We start from the raw sequence: 25619 nt of genomic DNA, 5'->3' as shown, positions 1-25619 counted from the left end.
TTATTATGAAAAACTATCATGCCCTGTCTGTTATTTTTACTCTTCTGTTTCCCGCGCTGGCGAATGCGAGCATGAGCATCATGAAGGATCCATCGGGAAAGGTTGTCGCCGTGGACCCGTGGTCATATCTTGATGAAGATGTTATGTGGACCTCAGCCCGCTCCTCCAATCCTGCCGGCGGCCGCGTTCATGGTCAACTGAAAATGAAATATGCCATTGAGGATAATAACTGGCGTAACAGCCATTTCCACAACGGGAATGATTCGCTGACGTTTGTACAAGGTGTCATGCGGCACGATACATTACCCGGTTGGTATCTGGCTTTCTCTGAGGGCAGAACCACCAACTATAACGGAACGTGGGAGGATCAATCTTACCTCAGCCAAAACCAGTGGACTCAGTTGATCATCGGCCATGAATATTTTTACAAACGTCTGCGCTATGGCTGTGATGTTATGGGCGGAAGCGCGTCAATCGAGGACCGCTGGCAAGGGCGCATTAAGTTTTTTACCGACCTTCTTGTTACGGACAATTTCTCATTCTTTAACTACCTGTATCAGCAGATCGATCACCGCCGCAGCGGTGGGTCGCAAAATGACCGTGACGTGCGTTCATTTCAGATTGAGCCTGGCGTGCAATACATTATTAATAACACCACCGGCGTCTGGTTCCGCCAGCAATTCGCGTCTGCCATTTTAGACAGGGCGCAGTGGGGCGATATCGACGAAAAAAGCTGGACCACGTCAGTCGGCGTCTGGCGTAATTGGGGGAAGTTATCCACAACGCTCAGCGGCGGTTATGGTCATTATAAAAAAGACAATGCGCAGCCTGAGGATCGTGAAGTCTTCCAGAATACCCGCAATCGCTTCCTAAAGGTAACGGCAAATTATCCTTTGACCTCTCGTTTTACCGTGTCCGGAGAAGTTACTGGTTCGTTGCTCAAACAGAACGGAAGTTGGGTCACTAATGGTGAGGCTATTACCACTGAATATAAGCTGATGCTGGATTATAACTTTTAAACCGCACGCCTGGATAATCCATGGCACCTGAATACACTGAAGCGCTAGTAAAAATAGTGACCTTACCGCAGGTCACGTTTAAAAAAACAAGTTAATTATTATTAAGGAAATGTCATGAATATCTGGACTCTTGGCGATGCTGTTGTGGATCTTCTACCTCTCGCAGATATGCAATTTCGTGCTTGTGCAGGAGGTGCGCCATTTAATGTTGCGATAGGTACAGCACGATTGAAATGTCGGACTGGCTTTATAGGTCGTGTAGGAGATGACGATTTTGGACATTTTTTAAGAAAAACCCTCGAAGATTCACGAGTTTCTACACAATGTATCCAAATGGATAAACATCATCGAACAAGTACAGTACTCGTTTCTCTTAAAGATCAGGGAGAACGTGGTTTTACTTTTCTTACGAACCCTTCAGCCGACCAATTTTTAACTCAAGATGCCTTACCAGCGTTTGGTGATGATATCCTGCATTTTTGTTCACTTGCGCTGGTTGCTACAGACTGCCGCACTACATTGACTAAAGCTGTCCAGGAAGTCATTGACCACGGTGGACTCGTCAGCTTTGATGTTAATTTACGTGAGCAAATGTGGCGTGATAAGGAAGAGATGTTTACCACGGTGAGTCAATTCGCTGAAAAAGCCGATATCCTTAAACTCTCTGAAGAAGAGTGGTATTGGTTAATTGGTACACATGATTATACAGAGGCGTTAGAAGCACTCAAAACCCATCCTGCGAGGTTAAAAGTGGTCACCTTTGGTGCGAGAGGTTCATTAGTATTATGGCAAGATATGGTGATACATTTCAGAGGATTTAATGTTAAAAGTATTGACACAACTTGCGCTGGAGATGCTTTTATGGCTGGGTTACTTGCCAGCATCGCCCATAAAGGTTTGCCAATGAATTTTCCAGAACTTCAATTAGCAATCACTCAGGCCAGTGCAACCGGAGCACTCGCAACTACCAAAAAAGGTGCACTTACCGCCCTTCCTGATACAGCTGCACTGGAAAAGTTCATTAATCATTTCCCATTACCGGGCTATGAGATCCTTGGTGCAACCGCTACGGTGTAACAACTTTTCATAATGTATGGTGTGGGAATATGGTACACGGATCTTCAATTGTTAGTTATGGCCTGTAGAAGTTTGAGATATTTTTTGTAGATTATCATGTCTGTGTATGGGCAGCTTTTACTGCCCCTTTTTCTATTACCTTAAGAAAAAAAAGTACAGTTTGCTTTCTTGGATATTAATGCATGCTCTGGATAGCAATGAATCGCCACAGCCCATCGTTGAATCGGCAAAAGCATGCTCAATGCAATAAACTGCTTTCGCCAATTGCTGTACCGATGGGCAAAGAAATTAAAAATCACCTCGACACGTTTTTAAAATATCCAATACCGATCGTCTTACGGAAACGCCAGTCCTGCCATTGAGGCCATAAAACGTAGGCGATCATCGCGATAGCTATCCATCGGAACCAGGTGGCAAACGTATTACTATGTCCCTGAGGCTCTTTATATCCCTTCACCCATCCATCATACCCTCGCTCGCCAAGTAGAGTGTCCGGGAATCCACCATCTGCATTCTGAAAGTCCAACAATTTCAAGAGCATACTGCGGAGCCATTGCTCAATTTCATCACTGCGATATGGGCAGCGTGCGTGGCCGTGCGCCAGAATATCGATAATATCGACATCAATACAGCTGCTGCGAATGGCTAATGGTTGTTCCAGGCAGCGGCTTATTGACTGGTTAAAATAGGGAATATTTTCATCGAGTGCATAAAATACATGTAAATTATGCGTCGCACCGCAGAGCGCAAACAATAAAGCTTCCTGGCTGTACTGTTGACCCGGCCCCCAAAAACCTGAATATGGTTCGCTTTGCTGATTATGCCAGAAGATCATATCCTGCAAACGTTGAGCCGCAGGGCCGTTCGGTTCTCTTTGCTGTTCGAGTAACAGAAAACTTCCGATATTGACGATGTTGTTACCTTCCAGCCAGGGATCGCGCATATCACGTTGACCTAACCATGCCCAAAAATACTGAGCGTCAAGGTAGGGTTTCAAAAATGGCAGTTCGATTCTATCCAGTTGATCCAACACTTCCAGCGTCCCCATACAGTAATTTGTTGTATGAAAACGCATGTACTGCCGCGTTTTTTCAGCATCTGGGCCTTTCCATGTTTCGTTCCAGCACAACCCCGGCAACTGGAAAAAACCGTCCTCCAGCTGATGACTCAATATCCAGTCCGCAAGTGCCTTTTTCCCGTCGATCTCATCCCCCAATAAAACGCGAGCCATCGTACCATCATAGGTTCCCGGTAGAAGCATCTGCGGCCATTGTTCGGGCTGGTGAAGTTCGCTAACGCGTAATACGCCCGGCGTTGCGTTGGGGAGTTGCATTTTCTTTAGCCAAAGAAGGCTTTTCTCTTTGGCTGCGAGAATACGTTCCTTTAATAGACTATCGGTAAATGACATGATCAGTTCCTGTAAAGTTAATATTATTTAAATTTAGCCGCTGACATTGCGGGAATTAATAAATGCATAATCAGGAAACCCAGCAGATAGGCAAAACCGCCCATCAGGAACATAGACCAATAGCTTCCTGTTGCCTGTAAAATATGGCCTGTGGCCTGCGCAAAAATAATTGAACCGAGAGAACCAATCAGGCAACCAATACCGACAACAGCGCCCACAGCCTGTTTAGGGAACATATCGGATACGCTGGTATAAAGATTGACTGACCAGCCCTGATGCGCTGCGACAGCAAGCCCAATCAGCAGTACAGCGCACCAAAGATTAGAAACGTTCGAGACCAGTAAAATAGGAAGCACGCAGGTAGCACATAACAATAATGTCACTTTACGCGCTTTATTTATGGCCATACCGCGGTTTACCATCCATGCCGGAAGATAGCCACCTGCAAGACCACCCATCGTTGCCAGAATATTGATTAAAACCAGGGGCATCGCCATATGCGCCATATCAATACCGCGCGCGTCGTGTAGCCACTTCGGTAACCAAAAAAGGAAGAACCAGAAAATAGGGTCAGTGAGAAATTTACAAATGGCAAATGCCCAGGTCTGCTTATATTTCAGCAAACCCAACCAGCTGATTTTTTGAGGTGTTAGTTCTGTTATACCTGCGTCATCATCCTGATTAATCCAGGCTAATTCTTCTTTATTTACTTTCTTAATTCTCTCCGGCTTTCCGTATAATACTAACCAGAAAATAATCCAGATAAACCCTACGGCACCGGTTACGATGAACGCTTCACGCCAACCCCATTGTAATGCTATCCATGGAATAATAACAGGAGCAAAAATATTACCGACATTGGAACCCGAATTAAAAATACCCGTTGCGAAAGCACGCTCTCGTTTCGGAAACCACTCTGCGGCAACCTTCACAGCTGAAGGGAAGTTAGCACTCTCCCCCAGCCCAAGGAAAATTCGCGCGTAGATAAATCCTATAACGGTACCGACCATTCCGTGAGCCATCGCAGCTAAACTCCAGATGGCCAGTGCGATAGGTAAAACCAGGCGTGCACCATAAACGTCGACGAAACGTCCGCACAGAAATAAACCTAAAGCGTAGGCAGCCTGAAATGCCGTCACAATATTACCGTATTCAATTTCATTCCAGCCAATATCTTTTTGTAATATTGGGGCGAGCAATCCTAATATAGATCTGTCGAGATTATTTATGGTGACAGAAAAAAAGAGCAACGCGCAAATTGTCCATCGATACCGACTGGTTGTAGAACCAACATTTACTGCTTCATTACTGACACCATCCTGCAACTGACCCATCGTATTTCCTCCGTCACGATTTATTAATCGTATCCAAACAGACCCAGTAGTAATCACTTTCAACCAGTGTACGTTACCCGGCCTGAATGCATGACTCATAGGAAACAGAAGTGAGATCCCTGAAGTCCTGCCATAATTTTATGTGAGTAATATCGCGCCTCAGGGTTACTGATGTGATCAAAATCACCATGATAAAATCAATTATGAGATTTGCATCACATCAGAAGTGTTTCCATATTCGACATCCGTCACATTTACATGCTTTTTCCACTTTACTGCCCCTCTGTTTATAAGGAACATCTCCAGCGTCTGAATTCGAACCGTTATTCTTCAGAAACACCTCTTTTATGAAGGATATCCCATGCTGGAAAAATCGGACCTGGCTGAAAACGCCGTTGAATGCTTACATAACGAACAATATGACCAACCGTATAATAGGCAGAATCTCAATCATACTAATCTGTTATTCACGGGGGGCCGAGAGCGTGAAAGCCTGAGTGGCGAATGGCGTTTTACGCTGGATCTTCACGACACAGGATTAAGGCAAAAATGGCATCTTTTAGAGAAAAGCGATGCCGAAACACGTCGCGATCCTTACGATTACGATCCTTTTTCCGGCGATACCGTTCCGGTGCCGGGATGCTGGCAAATGATGAAAGAAAAATGGTTTTATTTTGAAGGGAGCGCGTGGTACACCCGGGACATTGATTACATCAAACAGGACTCGGATGAACGTATTTTCTTACGCATAGGCGCAGCCAATTACGATTGCAAAATTTTTGTCAATCACCAGTTTATAGGCAACCATTATGGGGGCTCTACCCCATTTTGCGCGGAATTAACGTCTGTATTGCAACCTGGAGAAAATGTGTTGATGTTATGTGTGAATAACACCCGCACCACTGACAGACTACCTTTGAGAAATAACGACTGGTTCAACTATGGCGGGATATACCGTGAAATTGATATTATTCGAACACCGCAGACTTATATCAGGGATCTGTTCGTTTATTTAGTTCCAGACGGAAAATATAATCAAATAGCCGTGAGAATAGCTGTGGAAGGTGATGCGAAGGAGGTGAATTTCACTCTCGCTGAACTGGGCATCTCCGTTACTCTTCCGGTGATTAATGGCGTTGCAGAAGCTAACCTTTCTGCTGAACCGCAGATTTGGTCTCCTGAATCCCCTAAATTGTATCGCGTTATGGCATCGTTGGGGCGAGACTGTGTCAGCGACCGTGTGGGTTTCAGACAAATTGACGTTGTAGGCACGGATATTCGTCTAAACGGTAAGTCGCTCTATCTACGTGGCATAAATTGCCACGAAGATGATGTGTTATTGGGCAAAATGACCAACGAAGCGGATATCCGCCGCCGTTTTCATGATGCTAAGGAGCTCAACTGCAACTACCTGAGACTGGCGCATTACCCTCACCATGAGATGGTCGCACGCATTGCGGATGAGGTCGGTTTGTTGCTCTGGGAAGAAATTCCAAACTACTGGGCGATAGATTTTAAAAATCCGACAACGCAGCGCGATGCACATAATCAGTTGATGGAGTTAATCTATCGCGACCGAAACCGTGCCAGCGTAATTATCTGGTCAGTAGGTAATGAAAATGCCGATACCGACGAGCGCCTGGATTTTATGAGCATGCTGATTGAGGCTGCCCGCATGGCCGATCCCAGCCGTTTGATTTCTGCCGCTTGCCTTGTCAATCATGCAAAAATGAAGATTGAGGATCGTCTTGCAGATTATCTTGATATTATCGGTCTGAATGAGTATTACGGCTGGTACGAAGAGAATTTTGACGATCTGATTGTGCTGGGTGAAAACTCATCGCCAACAAAGCCTGTCGTCATCACAGAAACAGGTGCCGAGGGGGTTTTAGGCGAACATGCACCTCAGTCGGGGCCATTCTCGGAAAACTATATGGCGGATGTTTATCGCAAACAGACCGAGTATCTGCCAAAACTTAATTATGTGCGCGGTTTTACCCCATGGTTGTTGTATGACTACCGTACAGAAAGACGTCAGAACCCCTATCAGAAAGGATTCAATTGCAAGGGACTGATTACCGCAGATAAAATAACGCGCAAAAAGGCATTTTATGTATTGCGTGATTTTTATCAGCAATTAAAAAATACCGGGTCATAATTAATCAACTTTCTGTCAGACTTTCTGCCAGGCTAAGTAGCCTGGCAGGATCAAATAGCATAGCCAGATAGTGTGGCTGTTGTTGTTCTTCTTTATCAATCCACCCAGAAATTCGAATAGCGAAAAGGCGCAGTTCATTAATTTCATTATTTAATTCAAATGAAGATATGCCACTCTGATGGCCGTAACGATCGACCATCATTTTCATAGCGACACTTCGCGCGACTCTTTTGAACATTTCAGTGTAGTACGGGACGCGGTCCCAGACGCGTTTGAATAAATCTTTTTTCTCATCCGACATCTCAATGGAGTGTATTATTTGAAAGAGTCGGTTACGAGAGTCTTGTGCTAAAAACATAGCGCGTTCTTTCTCTAAAACTAATTGCTGGAACTGTTCACGTCCGACATCGGGATCGTTTATCGGGAACAAGACCGTCGCCGTATAGTCATCAGATTTAAGCAAATGAAACTGCAGCTGTTTTACGGCTTGCGCATAGCTTACCGGGACCTGACTGAAATGGTGTAAAACATGTCCCAGGATATAGGGCGTCTTTCTCATCCATTCATAGCTGCAGGTGTACAATTGATGAAAGATGTTTAATTCGGCCACATCCACCTTACGTTCAAGCATATCCGTGAGCCAGCAGTGAAACGCCTGTTTTTCAGACATAAATATCTCACGACCAAACATCGCTAAGCCATGTAGGTTCACTGAATTTACTGAATTAATCAGGGAACTGTTAGAGATCCATTCCCAACTAAGCCGTCCCGTAATCGCTTCCAGCTCCTCACCGGCCATACTTTCGACCCAACTCAGACGGCCCTGAATTTCCTCTAATAAGTAGCACGGTAGTAGAGTCCAGCCGTACTCCAGCCCCCACATATCAAACTCAATCCACTTGACCCGCCCTTCAAGCTGAGTCAATAAAGGATTATTTACAAAACCCGGGCGATAACCATGAGCCACTGCTTTTATTGATACCCTCACATCCGGAGGTAATACCTGCAACGCATTGACTAATTGCCACGATGCTGCCTCATCCTCCATATAGTCACGGAGGACCATTTTTTTCCCCAGGCTTCGCAGGGTTTGGTAGAGGAAAGGGATTGTGGAGACCCAACTGGCTTTATAGGGTTGATGTCGGTGAAGATTAACAATCATTCCATCAATGCCGGATAACTGTTCTAAGGCTTCAAAGAGTGTGTGTTGATAAAAATTTTTCCAGAAAATTTCATCTGCGCTAATATTATCAATCAAAGCATATTCTGGATATTTTTCTTGTATTTTTCCATCCCGCGGTAGTGCTTCACCTTGCAACCAAACGCCAATGCCCGATGCCTGACAATAACGACATAATCGTTGTAAGTACAATAAATGTTCCTGATACTCACGCAACAGATTTTCACGACCATGTTGGCAATATTTGGAGGGAGGGACTAACAGGGATAATAAATTCTGTTGGTTAATAACAAGCCCATTAAATTTGTCTCTTACCATCACTGCAATGACACTCTGCAAGTATGGCCAGTGCCAGATCAGTGAAGAGTTTACCTCTAGTAAACGAAGCGGAATTGAGCTCTGCATTTAAAGAAACCACACTAAGAACATTAGCCATGATTGGCATTTTATTACTTTTATTTTTTATTCACCACTTTTCTTTGATCGTAGACACCCTGAAATCCTAATTATAATAGTGATATATTTTGCCGTTAAAAGCAGCAAATCGTCATTTTCTTATATCTCATCCCCGGCAGCGCAGCGCCACCGGGAATGAGGAGGGTTATTGTTGCGCTAGTTGATGCCGACGATACTCCCCCTGGCGCTCCAGCATCCAGCCAGGATATTCCCGCGGCAGCGCGCTCACCGCATCAAGCTGCTTAAGTTCGTCTTCGCTTAAGCGGATCCCCGTTGCGGCGATGTTGTCGTCCAGCTGTTCGACGCGTTTCGCGCCAATGATGACGCTGGTTACCGCTTTCTGATGCAGCAGCCAGGCCAGCGCGATTTGCGCGACGGAGACGCCCTTGCTTTCGGCGATAGTGCGCATCACGTCCACGCAGTCGAAGGCGCGATCTTTGTTCACCGGCGGGAAGTCAAACTCCAGACGACGACCGCCGGCTTCGCTCTGCCCGTCGCGGCCATATTTTCCGCTCAGCAGGCCGCCCGCCAGCGGGCTCCAGACCATCAGCCCGACGCCTTCGCTCTGCATTATCGGCACCAGCTCGCGCTCAAGATCGCGTCCGGCGATGGTGTAATACGCCTGGAGCGATGCGAAACGCGCCAGCCCGAGACGCTCGGAAATGCCCAGCGCTTTGGCAATCTGCCACGCCGCCCAGTTCGAGACGCCGATGTAACGCACGTGGCCGTGCTGCACCAGGTTATCCAGCGCATAGAGCATTTCTTCAATCGGTGTTGCGGGGTCGAAGCCGTGAAGCTGGTAGAGATCGATATGATCGAGCTGCATGCGGCGCAGGCTCTCCTTCACGCTGCTGATGATGTGATAGCGCGAGCTGCCGCGTGAGTTCACCCCTGCCGTTCCCGTTTCGCCGAACACTTTCGTGGCGACAACCACGTTCTCGCGCGGGATTTTCAGGTTTTTCAGCGCCTGACCCGTGATCTCCTCCGAGCGCCCTTCAGAGTAAACGTCCGCGGTGTCGATAAAGTTGATCCCGGCATCCAGCGCGCGGCCCACCAGCTGCTCGGCCTCACTTTGCTGAAGCTGGCCAATCTTGCCCCACATGCCGCCTTCTCCGCCGAAGGTCATGGTGCCGAGGCAGAGTTCAGAAACGAACAGTCCGGTGTTGCCCAGTTTTTGATAACGCATAACGCTTTCCTCGCATGTCGATTGGGTGTCTGTTAGTTATACCCGCCCCGCAGCCATCGCGAATGTGGTGTTCCTGTCCGTTTCTTGCCCAATCCTCTGAAAGTTTATCCGCGCGGGGCGTCGCCAAAGACGCTGTAGTCCGGTAATTGCACCTGCTGATACGGCTCCCAGCCGCCGCCGAGGGCCTTGTAGAGCGCCACCAGATCGAGCGCGCTCTGCACCTGCGCCTGCGCGCGCTGCTGCTGGGCCTGCGCCAGCTGACGCTGGGCGTCCAGCACGTCGATAAAGCTGGCGATCCCCTGGCGGTAGCTGTCGCTGGCTAAATCAAAGGCGTTTTGCAGCGCGTCGATGGTTTTTGCGAGACCCGCTTCACGCTGCTGGTCGGTGCGGTAGCTCACCAGCGCATTTTCGACATCGCCAAGCGCGGTGAGCACCGTCTGGCGATAGTCCAGCACCGCCGCCCCCTGCTGCGCGCGCGCCACCTTGACGCTGGAGACCAGCCGACCGCCCTGGAAAATGGGGATGGAGACCTGCGGGCCGAAGCTGTAGAAATGGCTGCTCCAGTCGGTCAGCCAGTTGGTTTCGCTGTTGCGCAGGCCGAACTGTCCGGAGAGGGTGAAGCTCGGGAACAGCTCGGCTACCGAGACGCCAATTTGCGCCGTAGCGGCATTAAGATTCGCCTCCGCTTCGCGCACGTCCGGACGGCGTCGCGCAAGCGTGGATGGAATGCCCGTTTGCACAATATCCGGCAGGGCAGGCATCGGCTGCACGCTTTGCAGTTCCGCATCCAGCGCCCCCGGCGGCTTGCCGAGCAGGATCGCCAGGCCGTTCATCGCCTGCCGCTCCTGCGCCTGATATTGCGGAAGCTGTGCTTCAAGGTTGCCTAACTGCGCCCGGGCGTTTTCCACGTCCATCTGCGGAGACAGCCCCCCGCGCTGGCGGCTTTCGGTGAGATCCAGCGTCTGCTGCGCGCTTTTAATCTGGGTATTAAGCGTGGCGATTATGCTCTGCGCCCCGCGCAGCTGGAGCCACGCGCGCGCCACTTCGGCTTCCAGCGACACCAGCGCGTCGTTACGCTGCTCGATAGCCGCTTTCTGCTGCGCTTCGGCGGCCTCAACCTGACGACGCACCTTGCCCCAGAGATCGATTTCCCATTGGGCGTCGAAGCTGCCCTGATAGAGATTAATCGGCTGCGTCAGCGGCCCCAGCGCGCCCTTCAGGTCTGGATCGATGCTATCCACCTGGTCATACACGCCGTGGGATTTCAGCTCCCCTTCCAGCCCGAGCTGCTGGCGCGTCGCCTGCAGATTGCCGTTGACCGACGGATAAAACGCCCCGCCCGCCTGGTTAATCTGCTCACGGGCCCCGGCGATGCGCAGCACCGTCTGCTGCAGCGTCAGGTTCCCGGCGATGGCGCGCTCAACCAGGCTGTCGAGCTGCGGCGAGCCGAAGGTTTTCCACCAGCGCGGATTGGTCGCGGCGGAGGTGGTTTGCGATTTCACCGCGCTGTCGCCCTTATCGTTCCAGTGCGTAACGGCGGGCGGCGCAGGCTGCTGGTAGTCCGGCCCTACGGCGCAGCCCGCCAGCAGCATCATTATCATCAGAGGGTGTAAACGTCTGTGTATCATCAATGTGCTCCTGCACTCCCCTCGCTCTTAACCGGCGAGAGCAACAAACAAAACGGGATCAGTAACAAGGCCACGGCGCTCAGGATGGTGAAGACGTCGATGTAGGCCAAAAAGCGCGACTGCTCGATCATGGTCTGGTACATACGTCCGGTGGCGATGCCGGTGGGGTCTCCCACCTGGGTGGTGAAGTTCTGGATCGCCTGCGCGCTTTCGCGTATCGCCAGCTGGAACTGCTCGTTAAACGGCGAGGCGTGGTACGCCAGATGCGCGCTGTGCGCCTGAGATCGTTCGGTGATGGCCGCCGTCGACAGCGAGATCCCGACCGAACCCGCAACGTTACGGAACATGGTGAACAGCGCTGCCGCATCGGCGTTGAGCCGCCTCGGTATCGAGATAAAAGCAATGGTAGTCAGTGGTACAAACAGGAACCCCAGCCCTATCGACTGGGCGCTGCGGAACAGGACCAGGGTTTCGAAGTCGATATCCGGCGTCAGCGTGCGCGACCAGAAGAACGACACCGCCAGGCAGGTAAAGCCAAAAGCAATAATCCAGCGCGTCTGCACCACCGGCATCAGCTTCAGCACCAGCGGTATAGTCAATACGATCAGTACCGCCCCAGGCGACAGCACCAGCCCGGACCAGGTGGCGGTATAGCCCAGGTCCTGCTGCGCCAGCTGCGGGATCACCACCGAGCTGCCGTAGAGGATCATCGCCATCCCCGCCATCAGCAGGCTGGAGATGGCAAAGTTGCGGTCCTTCATGCAGTGCAGATCCACCACCGGCTTTCTGGCATACACCAGCCAGTAGATCGCGCCGATAATGCCGATAAGCGTTAATACGGCGAAGGTACGAATAAAGTTCGAGTAGAACCAGTCCTCATCTTCCCCCCGGTCAAGCATCACCTGCAGACAGCCCAGCCCCAGCGCGATCAGGCCGATCCCCGTCCAGTCGATACTCAGCTTCTCTTTTGATTTGCTCTCCCACGGCGGATCTTCCAGCAGCTGGTAGATCGCCAGAACCGTCACTATCCCCACCGGAATGTTGATAAAGAACACCCAGCGCCACGAGTAGTTATCGGTGATCCAGCCCCCCAGCGTCGGGCCGAGGACCGGTGCAACGATGATTGCAATGGACGACAGACCAAAGGCCTTGCCCCTGTCTTCCGGCTTGAAGTAGTCGAGCAGCACCGACTGCTGCGTGGGCTGCAGCCCGCCGCCAAAGAAGCCCTGCATAACGCGGAACAGGATAATCTGCCACAGCTCGGTGGCGATCCCGCACAGGAACGAGCAGACGGTAAACATGACGATGCAAATCAGGAAGAACTGCTTGCGGCCAAACACCCGGCTCAGAAACGCCGAGATGGGGAGCACGATACCGTTCGCGACCAGATAGCTGGTTAACACCCAGGTGGATTCGTCATAGCTGGACGAGAGCGAGCCAGCCACGTGGGGCAGCGCCACGTTGACGATGGTGGTGTCCAGAATTTCCATGAACACCGCAAGGGTGACGACAATCGCCACCGCCCACGGATTGCTGGCGGGTTTCCAGCTGTCGTGGCTGTGATCCGTCATTCCACCGTTACCTTCGGTGCCACCGACAGCCCCAGCGGCAGCGGTTTATTCGGGTCAAGTCCCTTATCAATCACGATTTTAACCGGCACGCGCTGCACAATTTTGACGAAGTTGCCGGTGGCATTTTCTGCCGGGAAGGCGGAGAAGCGTGAGCCGCTGCCCTGCTGAATACTGTCGACGTGGCCCTCAAGCTCCATATCTGGCCACGCGTCGACGGACACGGTGACCTTATCGCCCGGCTTCATGCGCTCAAGCTGCGACTCTTTAAAGTTCGCCACCACCCACACGTTAGGAGAAACCAGCGAGAACAGCGCCGTTCCCGCCTGCACCAGCGTGCCGGGCTGCACGTTGCGTTTGGTGACAAAGCCGTCAAACGGGGCGCGGACTTCGGTGTAAGAGAGGTTAAGGTTGGCGGTTTCGAGCTGCGCTTTCGCCTGATCGACCTGACGCTCGCGCGCTTCAACGTTAGTTTCCTGCTGGCGGATTTGCAGCTGGACCTGCTCCGCCACTTCCAGCTGCGCCTGAGCGCTGGCCAGCCCTGCCTGTGCGCTACGCAGCTGAGCGTTCGCGGAATCGATGCTTTGCTGGGTGGTCGCGCGCGGGTCGACGCCGCGCTGGCGACGGTACTCTGCCTGCGCGTTCGCCAGATCGGCCTGCGCCTTCAGCACCTGCGCTTTGGCTTCGTCACGCTGGGCGGGATACTGGACTTTTGAAAGCGCCAGCTGCGCCTGGGCCTGATGCAGCTGCGCGATAGCCAGCCCAAGCTGGGCCTGGGCCTGATCGCGCTGCGCGGTGGTATCTCGCGGATCGATGACTACCAGCAGATCGCCCTTTTTCACGCGCTGGTTATCGCGCACGCGCAGCTCGGTGACGTAGCCCGCCGTCTTGGGGGCAATCGTCACCACGTCGCCGTCGGTAAAGGCGTCGTCGGTCGTCTCTTCGTTACGGGTTAAAAACCACCAGACCAGCGCCACGACAACCATTACCACCACGACAATGCCGAGGATAATTAACGGTTTCTTGCCCGGGCGCTTACGCTCATTATTGTTTTTGTCCTGCTCGTCAGCAGGCGGGTTTTGATCTTCAGCCATAGTTCAGCAACGGTCCTGTCAGTGAGCGGCATCACACTATGCCGTTCACTAAAGCTAGGACGTTGCTATACGTTTGCCAGGAAAAACTGACAAATTGCGCACTATATGAGAAGGAATATTCCGAAACCGATCGCCGCGGCCCAAACCAGCATCGGAATCGACCAGACGTGGAAACGCCACCAGATACGACGGTCGTTGGCCATACGCAGGGCAATCAGGTTTGCCAGCGAGCCGGGCAGCAGCCCAAACCCGCCGATGTTGACCGCCCAGGCCAGAAGCGTATCGGGCGGAACATAGTTGAGCAGCAGAATGGTGGACGGTACGTTGCTGATAAACTGCGACAGGCCAATTGCCGTCAGCCACAGTCCCGACTGAGACAGCGTGCTGACGCTGTGCAGAACGTTTTGCAGCACCGGAAGCTGGATAAGAAGATGCACATCAATAAACATCGCCATAAAGACCAGCAGCAGCGTCCAGTCCACGCTCACCAGAACGCGACGCGCCAGCACGACAAAGCCTGCGGCAACGAGCAGGACGCCCGCCAGCTCATACTTCAGCTCCAGCGCGAACAGAAAGACGATGTATAACCCGAGACAGCTCCACACCAGACGAGGCTGCCACTGTGGACCCGTGGTGCCGCTGTGGTACTGCAGTTTTTTATCAGGAAACGCAAACCAGCACACCGCCATCAGCGACAGCATCATCACCAGCGCCAGAGGGGTCATCTGCCAGGTAAATGCGGCGAACGAGAGACCGGACCGTCCCCAGAGAAGGATATTTTGCGGGTTGCCGATTGGCGTCAGAAGTGAACCAGCGTTGACGGCCAGCGCTTCAAAGATGATCAGCCGGCTGACCGAGATCTCGCACAGCTTGCGCAGCGTGAGCGTGAGGGGCACGATGATAAACAGCGCCACATCGTTGGTCAGAAACGTCGACAGCACCGCGGCGGAGAACACCATAAACAGTGACAGCCTGCGCTCGGTGGCAAAGCGACGCACCATTTTACGACCCAGGACGTCAAAATAGCCGCTCAGCTCGACCCCTTTGGTGAGCATCATCAAGCCGCTCAGGGTAATGATAGTGCGCCAGTCAATCGCGGCGGGCCAGGCGTGTGGGGCAAACGGCACAAAGAGGCTTAATGCTGCGCCAATAATTAATAAGAGATGGAAGAAACGATCGCGTGCCAGGGCCTGCAGTCCAGGGATTTTCATTCAGCGGAGGGACCATATTTAAGCGTAAACTCACGAAACTTCACCAGCGTCTCTTCGCTAACGTGATGTTCCATTCCTTCCGCATCCCGGCGGGCGATCTCCGGGCTAACGCCCAGCACCAGTAAAAAATTCTCGACAAGCTGATGGCGCTCGCGGCTCTCCTGCGCGAGTTTCTCCCCTTCCGGTGTCAGAAAAACACCGCGCCAGGGGATCATTTCAATTAAGCCCACGGAGGCCAGGCGTTTTAACATTTTAGCGACAGTAGGCTGTGAAACCCCCAGCCTGGCGGCCATATCGACCTGGCGCGCTTCACCAACCTCACGGATCAGATCGGAAATGAGTTCAACATAATCATCAATCAGTTCACGCCGGTGCGCTTCACGGACCTGGCGAAAACCTTCGACATGTTCTTCAACATTCACCAGTTGCGTCGTTTTCCTCATTGTCGGATGACCTGCGCGACGGTTCATTGTACTTCCTCAGTGGGGTGACGCTTCCAGCGCCCGGTTTCGAGAGCGCACATTGTAAACCATAGCTCCGCAAGCACAAAAAATTAACGAAATAGCCATAGCTATACAATATAGCCTGTGCTATATCTGTATGTAATGCAGTCACCCTTCACGGATCGAAGGGATCAAAACTCAGGAGGTCTTATGAACGAATTCAAGAGGTGCATGACCGTGTTTACCCACTCTCCTTTTAAAGTGCGCTTAATGCTGTTGAACATGCTGTGCGATATGTTTAACAACAAACCGCATCAGGACGACAAACCTTCCCACTAAGCGGCGTTGCGGTACGCCGCTTCATTTTCCCGTCACAATCTCGCTGTAAACTGGCTTCCAGCCGCTTTATCCCCGATCTTTTTTACGGATTTGCAGTCCCCTTCGCAAAACATCTGCTTAGCAACTGTTGATATTATTTAGCGCTCGCACTATCTTCTTGCAGCCCTGCACAATTTGCGGCTCGCTGAAGCGGACCCACATTCCCTCTCCACGCACTGTCAGGCAGGTTATGACCCTTGACGCCAGGGTGAGCACATGGCGTTTTCATCCATGATAGTGACCTATGAATTTAACCCTGATAGATACCGTTGTGACCCGCAGCCGGGCCTTAAGCCCGTGGACGGGTTTTTACTTTTTGCAGTCATTACTGATTAACTTTGCGCTGGGTTATCCCTTCAGTCTGCTCTACGCGGTGGCGTTCACCTGCGTTCTGCATGTGCTGTGGCGAGCCGCACCGCGCGTGCAAAAAGCGTTAATCGGGATCTGTTCGCTGGTTGCTGCACTCTATTTCCCGTTTGGCCAGGCTTACGGCGCGCCAAACTTTAATACCCTGCTGGCGCTGCACTCAACGAATATGGAAGAGTCGACGGAGATCCTGACGATCTTCCCTTGGTACAGCTACGTGGTCGGGCTCTTTATCTTCGCGTTGGGCGTTATCGCCATCCGCCGTCAGCCGGGCGAGAAAAAATCCTGGGGTAAGATCGAAATACTCTGTCTGGTGTTCAGCATTGCCGTGGCGTTTGTCGCCCCCATCCAGAATATTCCCTGGGACGGTAAGCTAAGGCTTAGCAATATCGGTTATCCGGTTTTCCGCTTCGTGAAAGACGTCGTTGTAAATAATAAAGAGGTTCTCGACGAACAGGCGCGGATGGCTGAGCTTTCCAATATGAAAGACACCTGGAACGTGCTGGCCGTTAAGCCTAAATATCACACCTATGTGGTGGTGATTGGCGAAAGTGCACGTCGCGATGCAATGGGGGCGTTCGGCGGTCACTGGGATAACACACCGTTTGCTAATTCGGTCAAAGGCACGCTGTTTACCGATTATGTCGCGGCCAGCGGCTCGACGCAGAAATCCCTCGGCCTGACGCTTAACCGGGTCGTCGACGGCAAACCTCAGTATCAGGATAATTTTGTCACCCTGGCAAACCGCGCGGGTTATCAGACCTGGTGGTTCTCCAATCAGGGGCAAATTGGCGAATACGATACGGCCATCGCCAGTATCGCCAAACGTGCCGACGAAGTGCAGTTCCTGAAGAACGGTGACTTTGAAGCCGATAAAAACACCAAAGACGAAGCGCTGTTGAAAATGACGGCACAGGTCTTCGCCACTCCGCGCACCCAGCCTCAGCTGATCGTCCTGCACCTGATGGGGTCGCATCCACAGGCCTGCGATCGGACCGGCGGGAAGTACGCGGAGTTCGTGCAGTCCAAAGAGACGTCTTGCTATCTCTACACCATGACGCAGACCGACGACCTGCTGAGCAAGCTGTACGATCAGCTACGCAACACGGGCGACAGTTTCTCCATGGTCTATTTCTCGGATCACGGGCTGGCGTTTAAAGAGCGAGGTAAAGAGGTGCAGTACCTGGCGCACGATGACAAGTTCCAGCAGAACTTCCAGGTGCCGTTTATGGTGCTGTCGAGTGATGATAAAACGCATCGCGTCATTAAAGCGCGTCGTTCGGCAAATGATTTCCTGCAGTTCTTCTCGCAGTGGACGGGGATTAAGGCCGAGCAGATAAAAAATGCTTACCCGTTTGTCTCTAACAAGAAAGCTCCCCCAGTGTACGTTACCAACTTCAAGTTACAGAAAGTTGACTACAACCATCTCGGTACGGATATTTTCGATATTAAGACTAAGTAATTTCTGCCATCTCGTACGGTCTGATGCCATCCTGGCCCTCTCCCACGGGGAGAGGGAACAAACACTAAAAACGGCAACCTGGGGTTGCCGTTTTGCTTTTATCTTCCACAAAAAAAAATCCGCCACATTGGGCGGATTTTTTATTAGCTCACCGGAGTGATTAGAAGCGGTAACCTACGCCCGCGATCCAGGTGCCAACGTCAACGTTGCGGATACGGCTCTGCTCATAGGAGAAGTCCAGAGCAACGTCCTGGATTGGGTTGAACTGCAGGCCTGCGCCATAGGAGAAGCCATAGTCGCTGTTGCTTGCAGTGCGGTTCAGACCCTGGTTTTCGGTCTGCTGGAATTTACCGTAGCCAACACCTACAACACCGTAGATGCTCGCCCAGTCATTCAGACGGTAAGCTGGACCAGCGGTGATACCGTAGTACTGGCCTTTGTTGTATGCGCCGTTTTCAGAACGATCTTTCTCGGTGTAGGTGAAAGAACCGATCACGCCCAGTGGGTTGTTATCCTGCTCGTAGCGATACTTCAGGTTGAAGCCGTTAGCTTTGTTCATCACGCCCTGATAGTCGCTCTGAGCGTAACCACCAGTAACAGTAGAAGTAGCAGCTACAGCAGTACCTGCGGAAACAGCCAGTACAGCGGCCAGTGCTGAAAGACATGCAATTTTTTTCATAACCACCTCAAATGTGCTTCAAGTAAGTCCGTAAGTTTTAAATATATCAAAAAAATTTGCGAAACTCTTTGTGATTCGTGATGTCTAATGAAATCTTTCCTGTAACAGAACGTTTCCAGCCTCAGCTATCTCTTTCAAATCACATGCAATTTTCACTACTAAATGCGCATAGTGCGCTCACGCGCCGTTACATTCATCCAGATTATTCCTAATCTATCAGGCGATAAATCCACCAGCGCTTAACCATTTTACGGATTTCACGTGGTTTTTTTTCAACAGCGCCTCAACCGTTGCCGCTTATTTCCTTTACACTGCAACTTTTACCTCATTTGACATTAGCTGACAGGAGAAAGGATGCCTGGGTTATCCCGTACGTCGTCGGTCTGGTTACCGGTCGCAGTCATACTCATTGCTATGTTGTCCATTCAAAGCGGTGCCTCGCTTGCAAAATCACTTTTTCCACTGGTAGGTGCGCCAGGGGTGACCGCCCTGCGTATTGTTTTGGGCACGGTGATACTGGTGGTCATTTTCAAACCCTGGCGTCTGCGCTTCAAAAAGGAGCAGCGTTTACCTCTGCTGTTTTATGGACTCTCACTGGGAGCAATGAACTATCTGTTCTACCTCTCCATCCAGACGATACCGCTGGGGATCGCCGTCGCGCTGGAGTTTACCGGCCCGCTGGCGGTGGCGCTTTTCTCCTCGCGACGTCCGGTCGATTTTATCTGGGTCGTGTTGGCCGTTCTGGGCTTATGGTTCCTGCTTCCCCTGGGTCAGAGCGTCGCTGAGATTGATCTGACGGGGGCTGCTCTGGCGCTGGGTGCAGGCGCCTGCTGGGCTGTCTATATACTCACGGGCCAACGTGCGGGAGAAGAGCACGGTCCGGCAACAGTGGCGTTGGGTTCTCTGATTGCGGCCATCGTGTTTGTGCCTATTGGCATGGCGCAGGCGACCGAATCTATCTGGCAATGGTCCGTTATGCCCATCGGGCTGGCGGTCGCGATTCTCTCTACCGCACTCCCCTATTCTCTTGAGATGATCGCCCTGACGCGTCTGCCGACACGCATATTTGGCACGCTGATGAGCATGGAGCCTGCGCTAGCCGCAATTTCCGGGATGGTGTTTCTCGGCGAAACCCTGACGTTGACCCAGACGCTGGCGCTCTGCTCAATTATCGCGGCATCAATGGGCTCGACGCTCACCATGCGCCCGGAACCTAAAATTGAGAAAGTGGATATCAGCTAAGGCCATATATTCTGCATGGCTTCCAGGCCATGCAGAATAAAGGCCAGAAAGACAGCCGTTATAATTTCTTACACACTAAATTCTGCCAGCAAAATATCCCTCAACGTTGACTTCCCCCTTCATAAATTAAGATTGATCTGTATCAATTTAAAAATAATTTAATAATTTCAATAAATTAAATTCACAACTCACTTCTCGCTATTAAACCGATAGGCACAGCCAAACCGCGGAGAAAAAATCCGGTGCTATACTTAGTTCCGTAATTACCTGGGACACAAACATCAAGAGGATATGAGATTATGAGTACCGCAAAACTGGTGAAAACGAAAACGTCTAATCTGCTCTATACCCGTAACGATGTACCGGATAGCGACAAAAAAGCGACTATTGAGTTGCTGAATCGCCAGGTGATCCAGTTCATCGACCTTTCGCTGATCACCAAACAGGCCCACTGGAATATGCGCGGTGCAAACTTTATTGCCGTTCATGAAATGCTGGATGGCTTCCGCACAGCACTGGTTACCCACCTGGATACGATGGCTGAACGTGCGGTTCAGTTAGGCGGCGTAGCGCTGGGTACTACGCAGGTGATTAACAGCAAAACCCCCCTGAAGAGTTATCCGCTGGATATCCATACCGTTCAGGATCACCTGAAAGAGCTGGCGGACCGCTACGCGATTGTGGCAAATGACGTGCGCAAAGCGATTGGCGAAGCTAAAGATGAAGATACCGCAGATATCTTCACCGCCGCGTCCCGCGATCTGGATCAGTTCCTGTGGTTTATCGAATCTAACATCGAATAATTCATACGAATTTTCTATCAAACCCTCGCCTTCCGGTGAGGGTTTTGCACATCTATGGTGCACGTTTTTTGCATGAGACAGTGCAAAAGTGAAAAAATTGTAATAATCACCTCACACAACCGTTAACGGAAGATTGTTTTTTCGTCAGAATTTACGCTAAATGTCTCTCCGTCAGTTGAGCCAAACGAAGCGCACCAAAACGGTGCTCCACTTTGGTGCAATAAACTCTCATTGCCCCATTTATCGTGCAATGCATGACGTCATCCCCTTTGCAAAACAATAGCTTGTAAAGTTGGCACGATTTTTTCATTGTGCCACCTGTTCTCGCAGGGGATCGCCCCGTGGATATAAAAGGAAATGCTATGAAGTCTGTATTAAAAGTTTCACTGGCTGCACTTACCCTGGCTTTTGCAGTGTCCTCTCAGGCTGCCGACAAACTGGTTGTGGCGACCGACACGGCGTTCGTTCCGTTTGAATTTAAACAGGGTGATAAATACGTTGGTTTTGATGTGGATCTGTGGGCCGCTGTCGCAAAAGAACTCAAACTGGATTACACCCTGAAGCCTATGGACTTCAGCGGCATCATCCCGGCACTGCAAACCAGGAACGTTGATCTGGCGCTGGCAGGCATCACCATTACCGATGAACGTAAAAAAGCGATCGACTTCTCAGATGGTTACTACAAAAGCGGCCTGCTGGTTATGGTCAAAGCCGATAATAACGACGTAAAAAGCGTGAAGGATCTCGACGGCAAAGTGGTGGCGGTGAAGAGCGGCACCGGTTCTGTTGATTACGCGAAAGCCAATATCAAAACCAAAGACCTGCGTCAGTTCCCGAACATCGACAACGCGTACATGGAACTCGGTACCAACCGTGCTGACGCTGTTCTGCACGACACGCCTAACATCCTGTACTTCATCAAAACAGCAGGAAACGGCAAGTTCAAAGCCGTGGGTGAGTCACTGGAAGCACAGCAGTACGGTATCGCATTCCCGAAAGGCAGCGACGACCTGCGCACGAAAGTTAACGGCGCGCTGAAAACGCTGAAAGAGAACGGCACCTATAACGAAATCTACAAAAAATGGTTCGGTACCGAGCCTAAATAATAAGACGTAAAAATGACGTTCACTCAGGGGCGACCTTTCGCCCCTGCTATTTTTGAAACACGGTAACAGTAACAGGAAATTATCATGCAGTTTGACTGGAGCGCCATCTGGCCTGCCATTCCACTCTTGCTTGAAGGCGCTAAAATGACTCTGTGGATTTCGGTCCTGGGTCTGGTTGGTGGGTTGATTATCGGTCTTGTTGCCGGTTTCGCCCGCACCTACGGTGGCTGGATCGCAAACCATATCGCACTGGTTTTCATCGAAGTGATCCGCGGCACCCCAATTGTCGTGCAGGTCATGTTCATCTACTTCGCCCTGCCTATGGCGTTCACCGACCTGCGCATCGACCCGTTCAGCGCGGCCGTCGTCACCATTATGATCAACTCAGGCGCCTATATTGCGGAAATCACTCGCGGTGCGGTGCTGTCGATTCATAAAGGTTTCAGTGAAGCCGGCCTGGCGTTGGGTCTTTCTCGTCGCGAAACGATCCGCCACGTTATTCTGCCGCTGGCGCTGCGCCGCATGCTGCCGCCGCTCGGTAACCAGTGGATCATCAGCATTAAAGATACGTCGCTGTTCATTGTTATCGGCGTGGCAGAGCTGACCCGTCAGGGGCAGGAGATTATTGCTGGCAACTTCCGCGCGCTGGAAATCTGGAGTGCGGTAGCCGTTGTCTACCTGATTATTACTCTGGTTCTGAGCTTCGTTCTGCGTCGTCTTGAAAGAAGGATGAAAATCCTGTGATTGAATTTAAAAACGTTTCCAAGCACTTTGGCCCAACCCAGGTGCTGCACAATATTGATCTGAACATCAAACAGGGTGAAGTGGTGGTGATTATTGGGCCATCCGGCTCCGGTAAATCCACCCTTCTGCGCTGCATTAACAAGCTGGAAGAGATCACCAGCGGCGATCTGATCGTCGACGGCCTGAAGGTGAACGACCCGAAAGTGGATGACCGTCTGATTCGTCAGGAAGCGGGCATGGTGTTCCAGCAGTTCTACCTGTTCCCGCACCTTACGGCGCTGGAAAACGTGATGTTTGGTCCACTGCGCGTGCGCGGTGCCAGCAAAGCGGCGGCTGAAGCACTGGCAAAAGATCTGCTGGCGAAAGTCGGTCTGGCAGAACGTGCGCATCACTACCCTTCCGAACTGTCCGGTGGTCAACAGCAGCGTGTGGCGATTGCCCGTGCCCTGGCGGTCAAACCGAAAATGATGCTCTTTGATGAGCCTACGTCCGCACTCGATCCGGAGCTGCGTCACGAGGTGCTGAAAGTCATGCAGGATCTGGCAGAAGAAGGGATGACGATGGTTATCGTAACCCACGAAATCGGCTTTGCCGAGAAAGTGGCGTCCCGCCTGATCTTTATAGATAAAGGCCGTATCGCGGAAGACGGTAACCCGCAGGAGCTGATTGCGAACCCGCCGAGCCAGCGTTTGCAGGAGTTCCTGCAGCACGTCTCCTGATCCATCGCTTTACGCTAAGCCGGGCTTGCCCGGCTTTTTTACGCCAGATTGTTCCCAAAAATCCCCCTCCGCGTCCCGACTTCTATACTTATCATTTTGTTCGACATTTTCACCGGAGGACGCCGTGCCGTGGATCCTGTTGCTGTTGATTAGCCTGTTTAGTGTGCCAGCGTTCGCCGTCGCGATCCCCGGAGTGACCACCGGAGCAACCGCCAGCCAGCAAAGTACGGCCCCTCCCGAACCGGATGTTGAACAGAAAAAAGCCGCCTACAGCGCCCTCGCTGACGTCCTCGAGAACGACACCTCCCGGCAGGAGCTGATTGGCCAGTTGCGAAAAGCCGCCGCCACGCCGCCGCAGGAGTCGGTGCCAACCCTCACCCCTCCGCAGGTTGAGGAACAAAAAACGGTGCTGGAAAACGTCACCGACGTGAGCCGCCACTATGGGGAAGCACTCTCCTCACGCTTCGCTCAGCTTTACCGCAACCTGATTGGCTCACCGCATAAGCCGTTTAACCCACAAACGTTTACCGCCGCCGCCACGCAGTTCCTGATGCTGGCAGGCGCAGTATTCCTTTTTTACTGGCTGGTGCGTCTGTGCGCGTGGCCGCTGTACCGCAAAATGGGGCAATGGGGTCGCAGAAAGAATCAGCAGAAAAGCAGCTGGCTGCATCTGCCGTTGATGATAGCCTCTGCGTTTATCTTCGATATACTGCTGCTGGCGCTGACGCTGTTTTTAGGCCAGTTGCTGGCCGACAGGCTGAATGCAGGCAACAAAACCATCGCCTTCCAGCAGTCGCTTTTCCTGAATGCCTTTGCCCTGATTGAGTTCTTCAAGGCGCTGCTGCGGTTACTCTTTTGTCCGCACGTGCCGGAGCTGCGTCCTTTCTCCATTCGGGATGCGAGCGCGAAGTACTGGGCGCTGCGCCTGAGCGTGCTCAGCGGTCTGATTGGCTACGGTCTGCTGGTTGCCGTGCCGATCATATCCAACCAGGTGAACGTCCAGTTCGGCGCGCTGGCAAACGTGCTGATCATGATCTGCATTACCGTCTGGTCGCTGTATCTTATCTTCCACAATAAAAAAACCATTACCCAAAGCCTGCTGAATCTGGCCGATCGCTCCCTCTCGTTCTTTAGCCTCTTTATTCGCGCGTTCGCCCTGGTGTGGCACTGGCTGGCAAGCGCTTACTTCATCGTGCTGTGCTTCTTCTCGCTGTTTGACCCGGGCAATAGCCTGAAATTTATGATGGGAGCGACGTTCAAAAGCCTGGCCATTATCGGCATCGCGGCCTTTGTGTCGGGGCTGCTGTCGCGCTGGATCTCGAAAACCATCACCCTGTCGCCGCAGGTCCAGCGTAATTACCCGGAACTGCAAAAACGGGTAAACGGCTGGATGTCGGTATCGCTCAAAGTGGCTCGCATTCTCACCGTCTGCGTGGCGATTATGCTGCTCCTGAATGCGTGGAGCCTGTTTGATTTCTGGAACTGGCTGCATAACGGCACGGGCGAAAAGACCGTCGATATTTTAATTCGCATCGCCCTGATCCTGTTCTTTTCCGCCGTTGGCTGGACGCTGCTGGCGAGCCTTATTGAGAACCGCCTGGTATCGGATATTCACGGCAGGCCCCTGCCCAGCGCGCGGGCAAGAACGCTGCTAACCCTGTTCCGCAATGCGCTGGCGGTGATTATCAGCACCATCACCATCATGATTGTGCTTTCGGAAATCGGCGTGAATATTGCCCCGCTGCTGGCGGGTGCCGGTGCCCTGGGGCTGGCCATCTCCTTCGGTTCGCAAACGCTGGTGAAGGATATTATTACCGGCATCTTTATCCAGTTTGAGAACGGGATGAACACGGGCGATCTGGTGACCATCGGACCGTTAACCGGTACGGTCGAGAGGATGTCCATCCGTTCGGTTGGCGTGCGTCAGGACACCGGGGCCTACCACATCATCCCCTGGTCTTCGATCACCACCTTCGCCAACTTTGTGCGCGGGATTGGCTCCGTTGTGGCGAACTACGATGTGGATCGCCACGAGGATGCGGACAAAGCGAAGCAGGCGCTGCATGATGCGGTAGAAGAGCTGATGCAGATGGAGGATGTTCGTGGGCTGGTGATCGGAGAGCCGACATTTGCCGGCATCGTCGGGCTGACGAACACGGCGTTTACCCTGCGGGTGTCGTTCACCACCCAGCCGCTGAAGCAGTGGACGGTGCGCTTTGCCCTCGACAGCATGGTGAAAAAACACTTTGATCTGGCGAACGTGCGGATGCCCGTGCAGACGTATCAGGTATTGCCGCCGCCCGCATCGCCGCTCCCGCCGCAGGAGCCGACGCTGTAGTCATTTTGCCCGGTGACGCG

At 51.9% G+C, this 25619-nt stretch carries 21 protein-coding genes; 11 read left to right on the top strand and 10 right to left on the bottom strand.

The genetic code is table 11. The features are described from left to right. Positions 1 to 5: 5 nt before the first annotated feature. Positions 6 to 1019 carry an OmpG porin family protein gene (locus KGP24_RS07330; protein WP_223562851.1) on the top strand — a complete coding sequence of 338 codons (1014 nt, stop codon included), beginning with the start codon at positions 6 to 8 and terminating at the stop codon, positions 1017 to 1019. Between the two features lie 114 nt (positions 1020 to 1133). After that, a complete protein-coding gene (locus tag KGP24_RS07325; protein WP_223562850.1) occupies positions 1134 to 2096 on the top strand; it encodes an aminoimidazole riboside kinase in 963 nt (320 codons plus the stop codon). A gap of 295 nt (positions 2097 to 2391) precedes the next feature. On the opposite strand, the gene KGP24_RS07320 is transcribed toward KGP24_RS07325, so the two are convergent. Both KGP24_RS07320 and KGP24_RS07315 read right to left on the bottom strand, forming a co-directional pair. After that, the gene (locus KGP24_RS07320; protein ID WP_223562849.1) at positions 2392 to 3504 is read right to left on the bottom strand and encodes a hypothetical protein; all 1113 of its coding nucleotides are present in this window, start codon (positions 3502 to 3504) and stop codon (positions 2392 to 2394) included. A 23-nt stretch (positions 3505 to 3527) separates the two neighbouring features. Continuing rightward, positions 3528 to 4838 carry an MFS transporter gene (locus tag KGP24_RS07315; protein ID WP_223562848.1) on the bottom strand — a complete coding sequence of 437 codons (1311 nt, stop codon included), beginning with the start codon at positions 4836 to 4838 and terminating at the stop codon, positions 3528 to 3530. A 361-nt stretch (positions 4839 to 5199) separates the two neighbouring features. Between KGP24_RS07315 and KGP24_RS07310 the strand changes: the two genes are divergently transcribed. Then, positions 5200 to 6996, top strand: coding sequence for a glycoside hydrolase family 2 TIM barrel-domain containing protein (locus tag KGP24_RS07310; RefSeq protein ID WP_223562847.1), 1797 nt, complete (start codon positions 5200 to 5202; stop codon positions 6994 to 6996). 4 nt (positions 6997 to 7000) lie between these two features. On the opposite strand, the gene KGP24_RS07305 is transcribed toward KGP24_RS07310, so the two are convergent. The 7 genes from KGP24_RS07305 to mntR all read right to left on the bottom strand — a co-directional run bounded on the left by KGP24_RS07305 (position 7001) and on the right by mntR (position 15789). Beyond that, positions 7001 to 8581 carry a hypothetical protein gene (locus KGP24_RS07305; protein ID WP_223562846.1) on the bottom strand — a complete coding sequence of 527 codons (1581 nt, stop codon included), beginning with the start codon at positions 8579 to 8581 and terminating at the stop codon, positions 7001 to 7003. 196 nt (positions 8582 to 8777) lie between these two features. After that, positions 8778 to 9818: an aldo/keto reductase gene (locus tag KGP24_RS07300; RefSeq protein WP_223562845.1), complete on the bottom strand. Its 1041-nt coding sequence runs from the start codon at positions 9816 to 9818 to the stop codon at positions 8778 to 8780. 104 nt (positions 9819 to 9922) lie between these two features. Beyond that, positions 9923 to 11446, bottom strand: a complete 1524-nt coding sequence (locus KGP24_RS07295) for an efflux transporter outer membrane subunit (RefSeq protein ID WP_223562844.1) — start codon at positions 11444 to 11446, stop codon at positions 9923 to 9925. After that, on the bottom strand, positions 11446 to 13017 hold the full coding sequence (locus tag KGP24_RS07290) for a DHA2 family efflux MFS transporter permease subunit (protein WP_223562843.1): 1572 nt from the start codon (positions 13015 to 13017) through the stop codon (positions 11446 to 11448). Before KGP24_RS07290 ends, KGP24_RS07295 begins: the two co-directional genes overlap by 1 nt. Next, complete coding sequence (locus KGP24_RS07285; RefSeq protein WP_047742414.1) at positions 13014 to 14108, bottom strand: HlyD family secretion protein; 1095 nt, start codon at positions 14106 to 14108, stop codon at positions 13014 to 13016. The genes KGP24_RS07290 and KGP24_RS07285 overlap by 4 nt, the downstream gene beginning before the upstream one ends. 101 nt (positions 14109 to 14209) lie before the next feature. Beyond that, the gene (locus KGP24_RS07280) at positions 14210 to 15319 is read right to left on the bottom strand and encodes an anion transporter (RefSeq protein WP_223562842.1); all 1110 of its coding nucleotides are present in this window, start codon (positions 15317 to 15319) and stop codon (positions 14210 to 14212) included. Then, a complete protein-coding gene (gene mntR, locus KGP24_RS07275; protein WP_023310887.1) occupies positions 15316 to 15789 on the bottom strand; it encodes a manganese-binding transcriptional regulator MntR in 474 nt (157 codons plus the stop codon). The genes KGP24_RS07280 and mntR overlap by 4 nt, the downstream gene beginning before the upstream one ends. Before the next feature lie 183 nt (positions 15790 to 15972). On the opposite strand from mntR, the gene mntS reads away from it, so the two are divergent. After that, positions 15973 to 16101: a manganase accumulation protein MntS gene (mntS, locus tag KGP24_RS07270; protein ID WP_014831181.1), complete on the top strand. Its 129-nt coding sequence runs from the start codon at positions 15973 to 15975 to the stop codon at positions 16099 to 16101. A gap of 283 nt (positions 16102 to 16384) precedes the next feature. Then, the gene (locus tag KGP24_RS07265) at positions 16385 to 17968 is read left to right on the top strand and encodes a phosphoethanolamine transferase (protein WP_223562841.1); all 1584 of its coding nucleotides are present in this window, start codon (positions 16385 to 16387) and stop codon (positions 17966 to 17968) included. 160 nt (positions 17969 to 18128) lie between these two features. Here the strand turns inward: KGP24_RS07265 and ompX are convergent, their stop codons facing one another. Further along, positions 18129 to 18647: an outer membrane protein OmpX gene (gene ompX / locus KGP24_RS07260; protein WP_024908709.1), complete on the bottom strand. Its 519-nt coding sequence runs from the start codon at positions 18645 to 18647 to the stop codon at positions 18129 to 18131. A gap of 354 nt (positions 18648 to 19001) precedes the next feature. Between ompX and rhtA the strand changes: the two genes are divergently transcribed. From rhtA to ybiO, 6 genes are all read left to right on the top strand, one after another. After that, entirely contained in the window at positions 19002 to 19889 is an 888-nt protein-coding gene (gene rhtA, locus KGP24_RS07255) for a threonine/homoserine exporter RhtA (RefSeq protein WP_223562840.1), read from the top strand. A gap of 299 nt (positions 19890 to 20188) precedes the next feature. Next, complete coding sequence (gene dps, locus KGP24_RS07250) at positions 20189 to 20692, top strand: DNA starvation/stationary phase protection protein Dps (protein WP_223562839.1); 504 nt, start codon at positions 20189 to 20191, stop codon at positions 20690 to 20692. A 362-nt stretch (positions 20693 to 21054) separates the two neighbouring features. Next, positions 21055 to 21798, top strand: coding sequence for a glutamine ABC transporter substrate-binding protein GlnH (gene glnH / locus KGP24_RS07245; protein WP_223562838.1), 744 nt, complete (start codon positions 21055 to 21057; stop codon positions 21796 to 21798). Between the two features lie 84 nt (positions 21799 to 21882). Beyond that, the gene (gene glnP / locus KGP24_RS07240) at positions 21883 to 22542 is read left to right on the top strand and encodes a glutamine ABC transporter permease GlnP (RefSeq protein ID WP_003858462.1); all 660 of its coding nucleotides are present in this window, start codon (positions 21883 to 21885) and stop codon (positions 22540 to 22542) included. Then, positions 22539 to 23261, top strand: a complete 723-nt coding sequence (glnQ, locus tag KGP24_RS07235; RefSeq protein WP_023310879.1) for a glutamine ABC transporter ATP-binding protein GlnQ — start codon at positions 22539 to 22541, stop codon at positions 23259 to 23261. The genes glnP and glnQ overlap by 4 nt, the downstream gene beginning before the upstream one ends. A gap of 124 nt (positions 23262 to 23385) precedes the next feature. Further along, positions 23386 to 25599 (top strand): mechanosensitive channel protein, encoded by a 2214-nt coding sequence (ybiO, locus tag KGP24_RS07230; RefSeq protein ID WP_223562837.1) that lies wholly within the window; start codon positions 23386 to 23388, stop codon positions 25597 to 25599. Positions 25600 to 25619 lie beyond the last annotated feature (20 nt).

Source organism: Enterobacter sp. JBIWA008 (assembly GCF_019968765.1).
In the GTDB taxonomy this organism is placed as follows: Bacteria; Pseudomonadota; Gammaproteobacteria; order Enterobacterales; family Enterobacteriaceae; genus Enterobacter.
Note: the sequence above shows the minus strand (reverse complement) of the source record. Positions and strands in the feature narration are given on the sequence as shown.

Bases quoted from the DNA above. Each gene is read 5' to 3' on its own strand.
- KGP24_RS07310 (WP_223562847.1), top strand. From the start codon at position 5,200: ATGCTGGAAAAATCGGACCTGGCTGAAAACGCCGTTGAATGCTTACAT.
- KGP24_RS07315 (WP_223562848.1), bottom strand. From the start codon at position 4,838: ATGGGTCAGTTGCAGGATGGTGTCAGTAATGAAGCAGTAAATGTTGGT.
- ompX (WP_024908709.1), bottom strand. From the start codon at position 18,647: ATGAAAAAAATTGCATGTCTTTCAGCACTGGCCGCTGTACTGGCTGTT.
- glnP (WP_003858462.1), top strand. From the start codon at position 21,883: ATGCAGTTTGACTGGAGCGCCATCTGGCCTGCCATTCCACTCTTGCTT.
- KGP24_RS07330 (WP_223562851.1), top strand. From the start codon at position 6: ATGAAAAACTATCATGCCCTGTCTGTTATTTTTACTCTTCTGTTTCCC.
- KGP24_RS07295 (WP_223562844.1), bottom strand. From the start codon at position 11,446: ATGATACACAGACGTTTACACCCTCTGATGATAATGATGCTGCTGGCG.
- KGP24_RS07305 (WP_223562846.1), bottom strand. From the start codon at position 8,581: ATGCAGAGCTCAATTCCGCTTCGTTTACTAGAGGTAAACTCTTCACTG.
- dps (WP_223562839.1), top strand. From the start codon at position 20,189: ATGAGTACCGCAAAACTGGTGAAAACGAAAACGTCTAATCTGCTCTAT.
- KGP24_RS07265 (WP_223562841.1), top strand. From the start codon at position 16,385: ATGAATTTAACCCTGATAGATACCGTTGTGACCCGCAGCCGGGCCTTA.
- KGP24_RS07325 (WP_223562850.1), top strand. From the start codon at position 1,134: ATGAATATCTGGACTCTTGGCGATGCTGTTGTGGATCTTCTACCTCTC.
- mntS (WP_014831181.1), top strand. From the start codon at position 15,973: ATGAACGAATTCAAGAGGTGCATGACCGTGTTTACCCACTCTCCTTTT.
- mntR (WP_023310887.1), bottom strand. From the start codon at position 15,789: ATGAACCGTCGCGCAGGTCATCCGACAATGAGGAAAACGACGCAACTG.
- KGP24_RS07280 (WP_223562842.1), bottom strand. From the start codon at position 15,319: ATGAAAATCCCTGGACTGCAGGCCCTGGCACGCGATCGTTTCTTCCAT.
- KGP24_RS07320 (WP_223562849.1), bottom strand. From the start codon at position 3,504: ATGTCATTTACCGATAGTCTATTAAAGGAACGTATTCTCGCAGCCAAA.
- rhtA (WP_223562840.1), top strand. From the start codon at position 19,002: ATGCCTGGGTTATCCCGTACGTCGTCGGTCTGGTTACCGGTCGCAGTC.
- KGP24_RS07290 (WP_223562843.1), bottom strand. From the start codon at position 13,017: ATGACGGATCACAGCCACGACAGCTGGAAACCCGCCAGCAATCCGTGG.
- KGP24_RS07285 (WP_047742414.1), bottom strand. From the start codon at position 14,108: ATGGCTGAAGATCAAAACCCGCCTGCTGACGAGCAGGACAAAAACAAT.
- KGP24_RS07300 (WP_223562845.1), bottom strand. From the start codon at position 9,818: ATGCGTTATCAAAAACTGGGCAACACCGGACTGTTCGTTTCTGAACTC.
- glnH (WP_223562838.1), top strand. From the start codon at position 21,055: ATGAAGTCTGTATTAAAAGTTTCACTGGCTGCACTTACCCTGGCTTTT.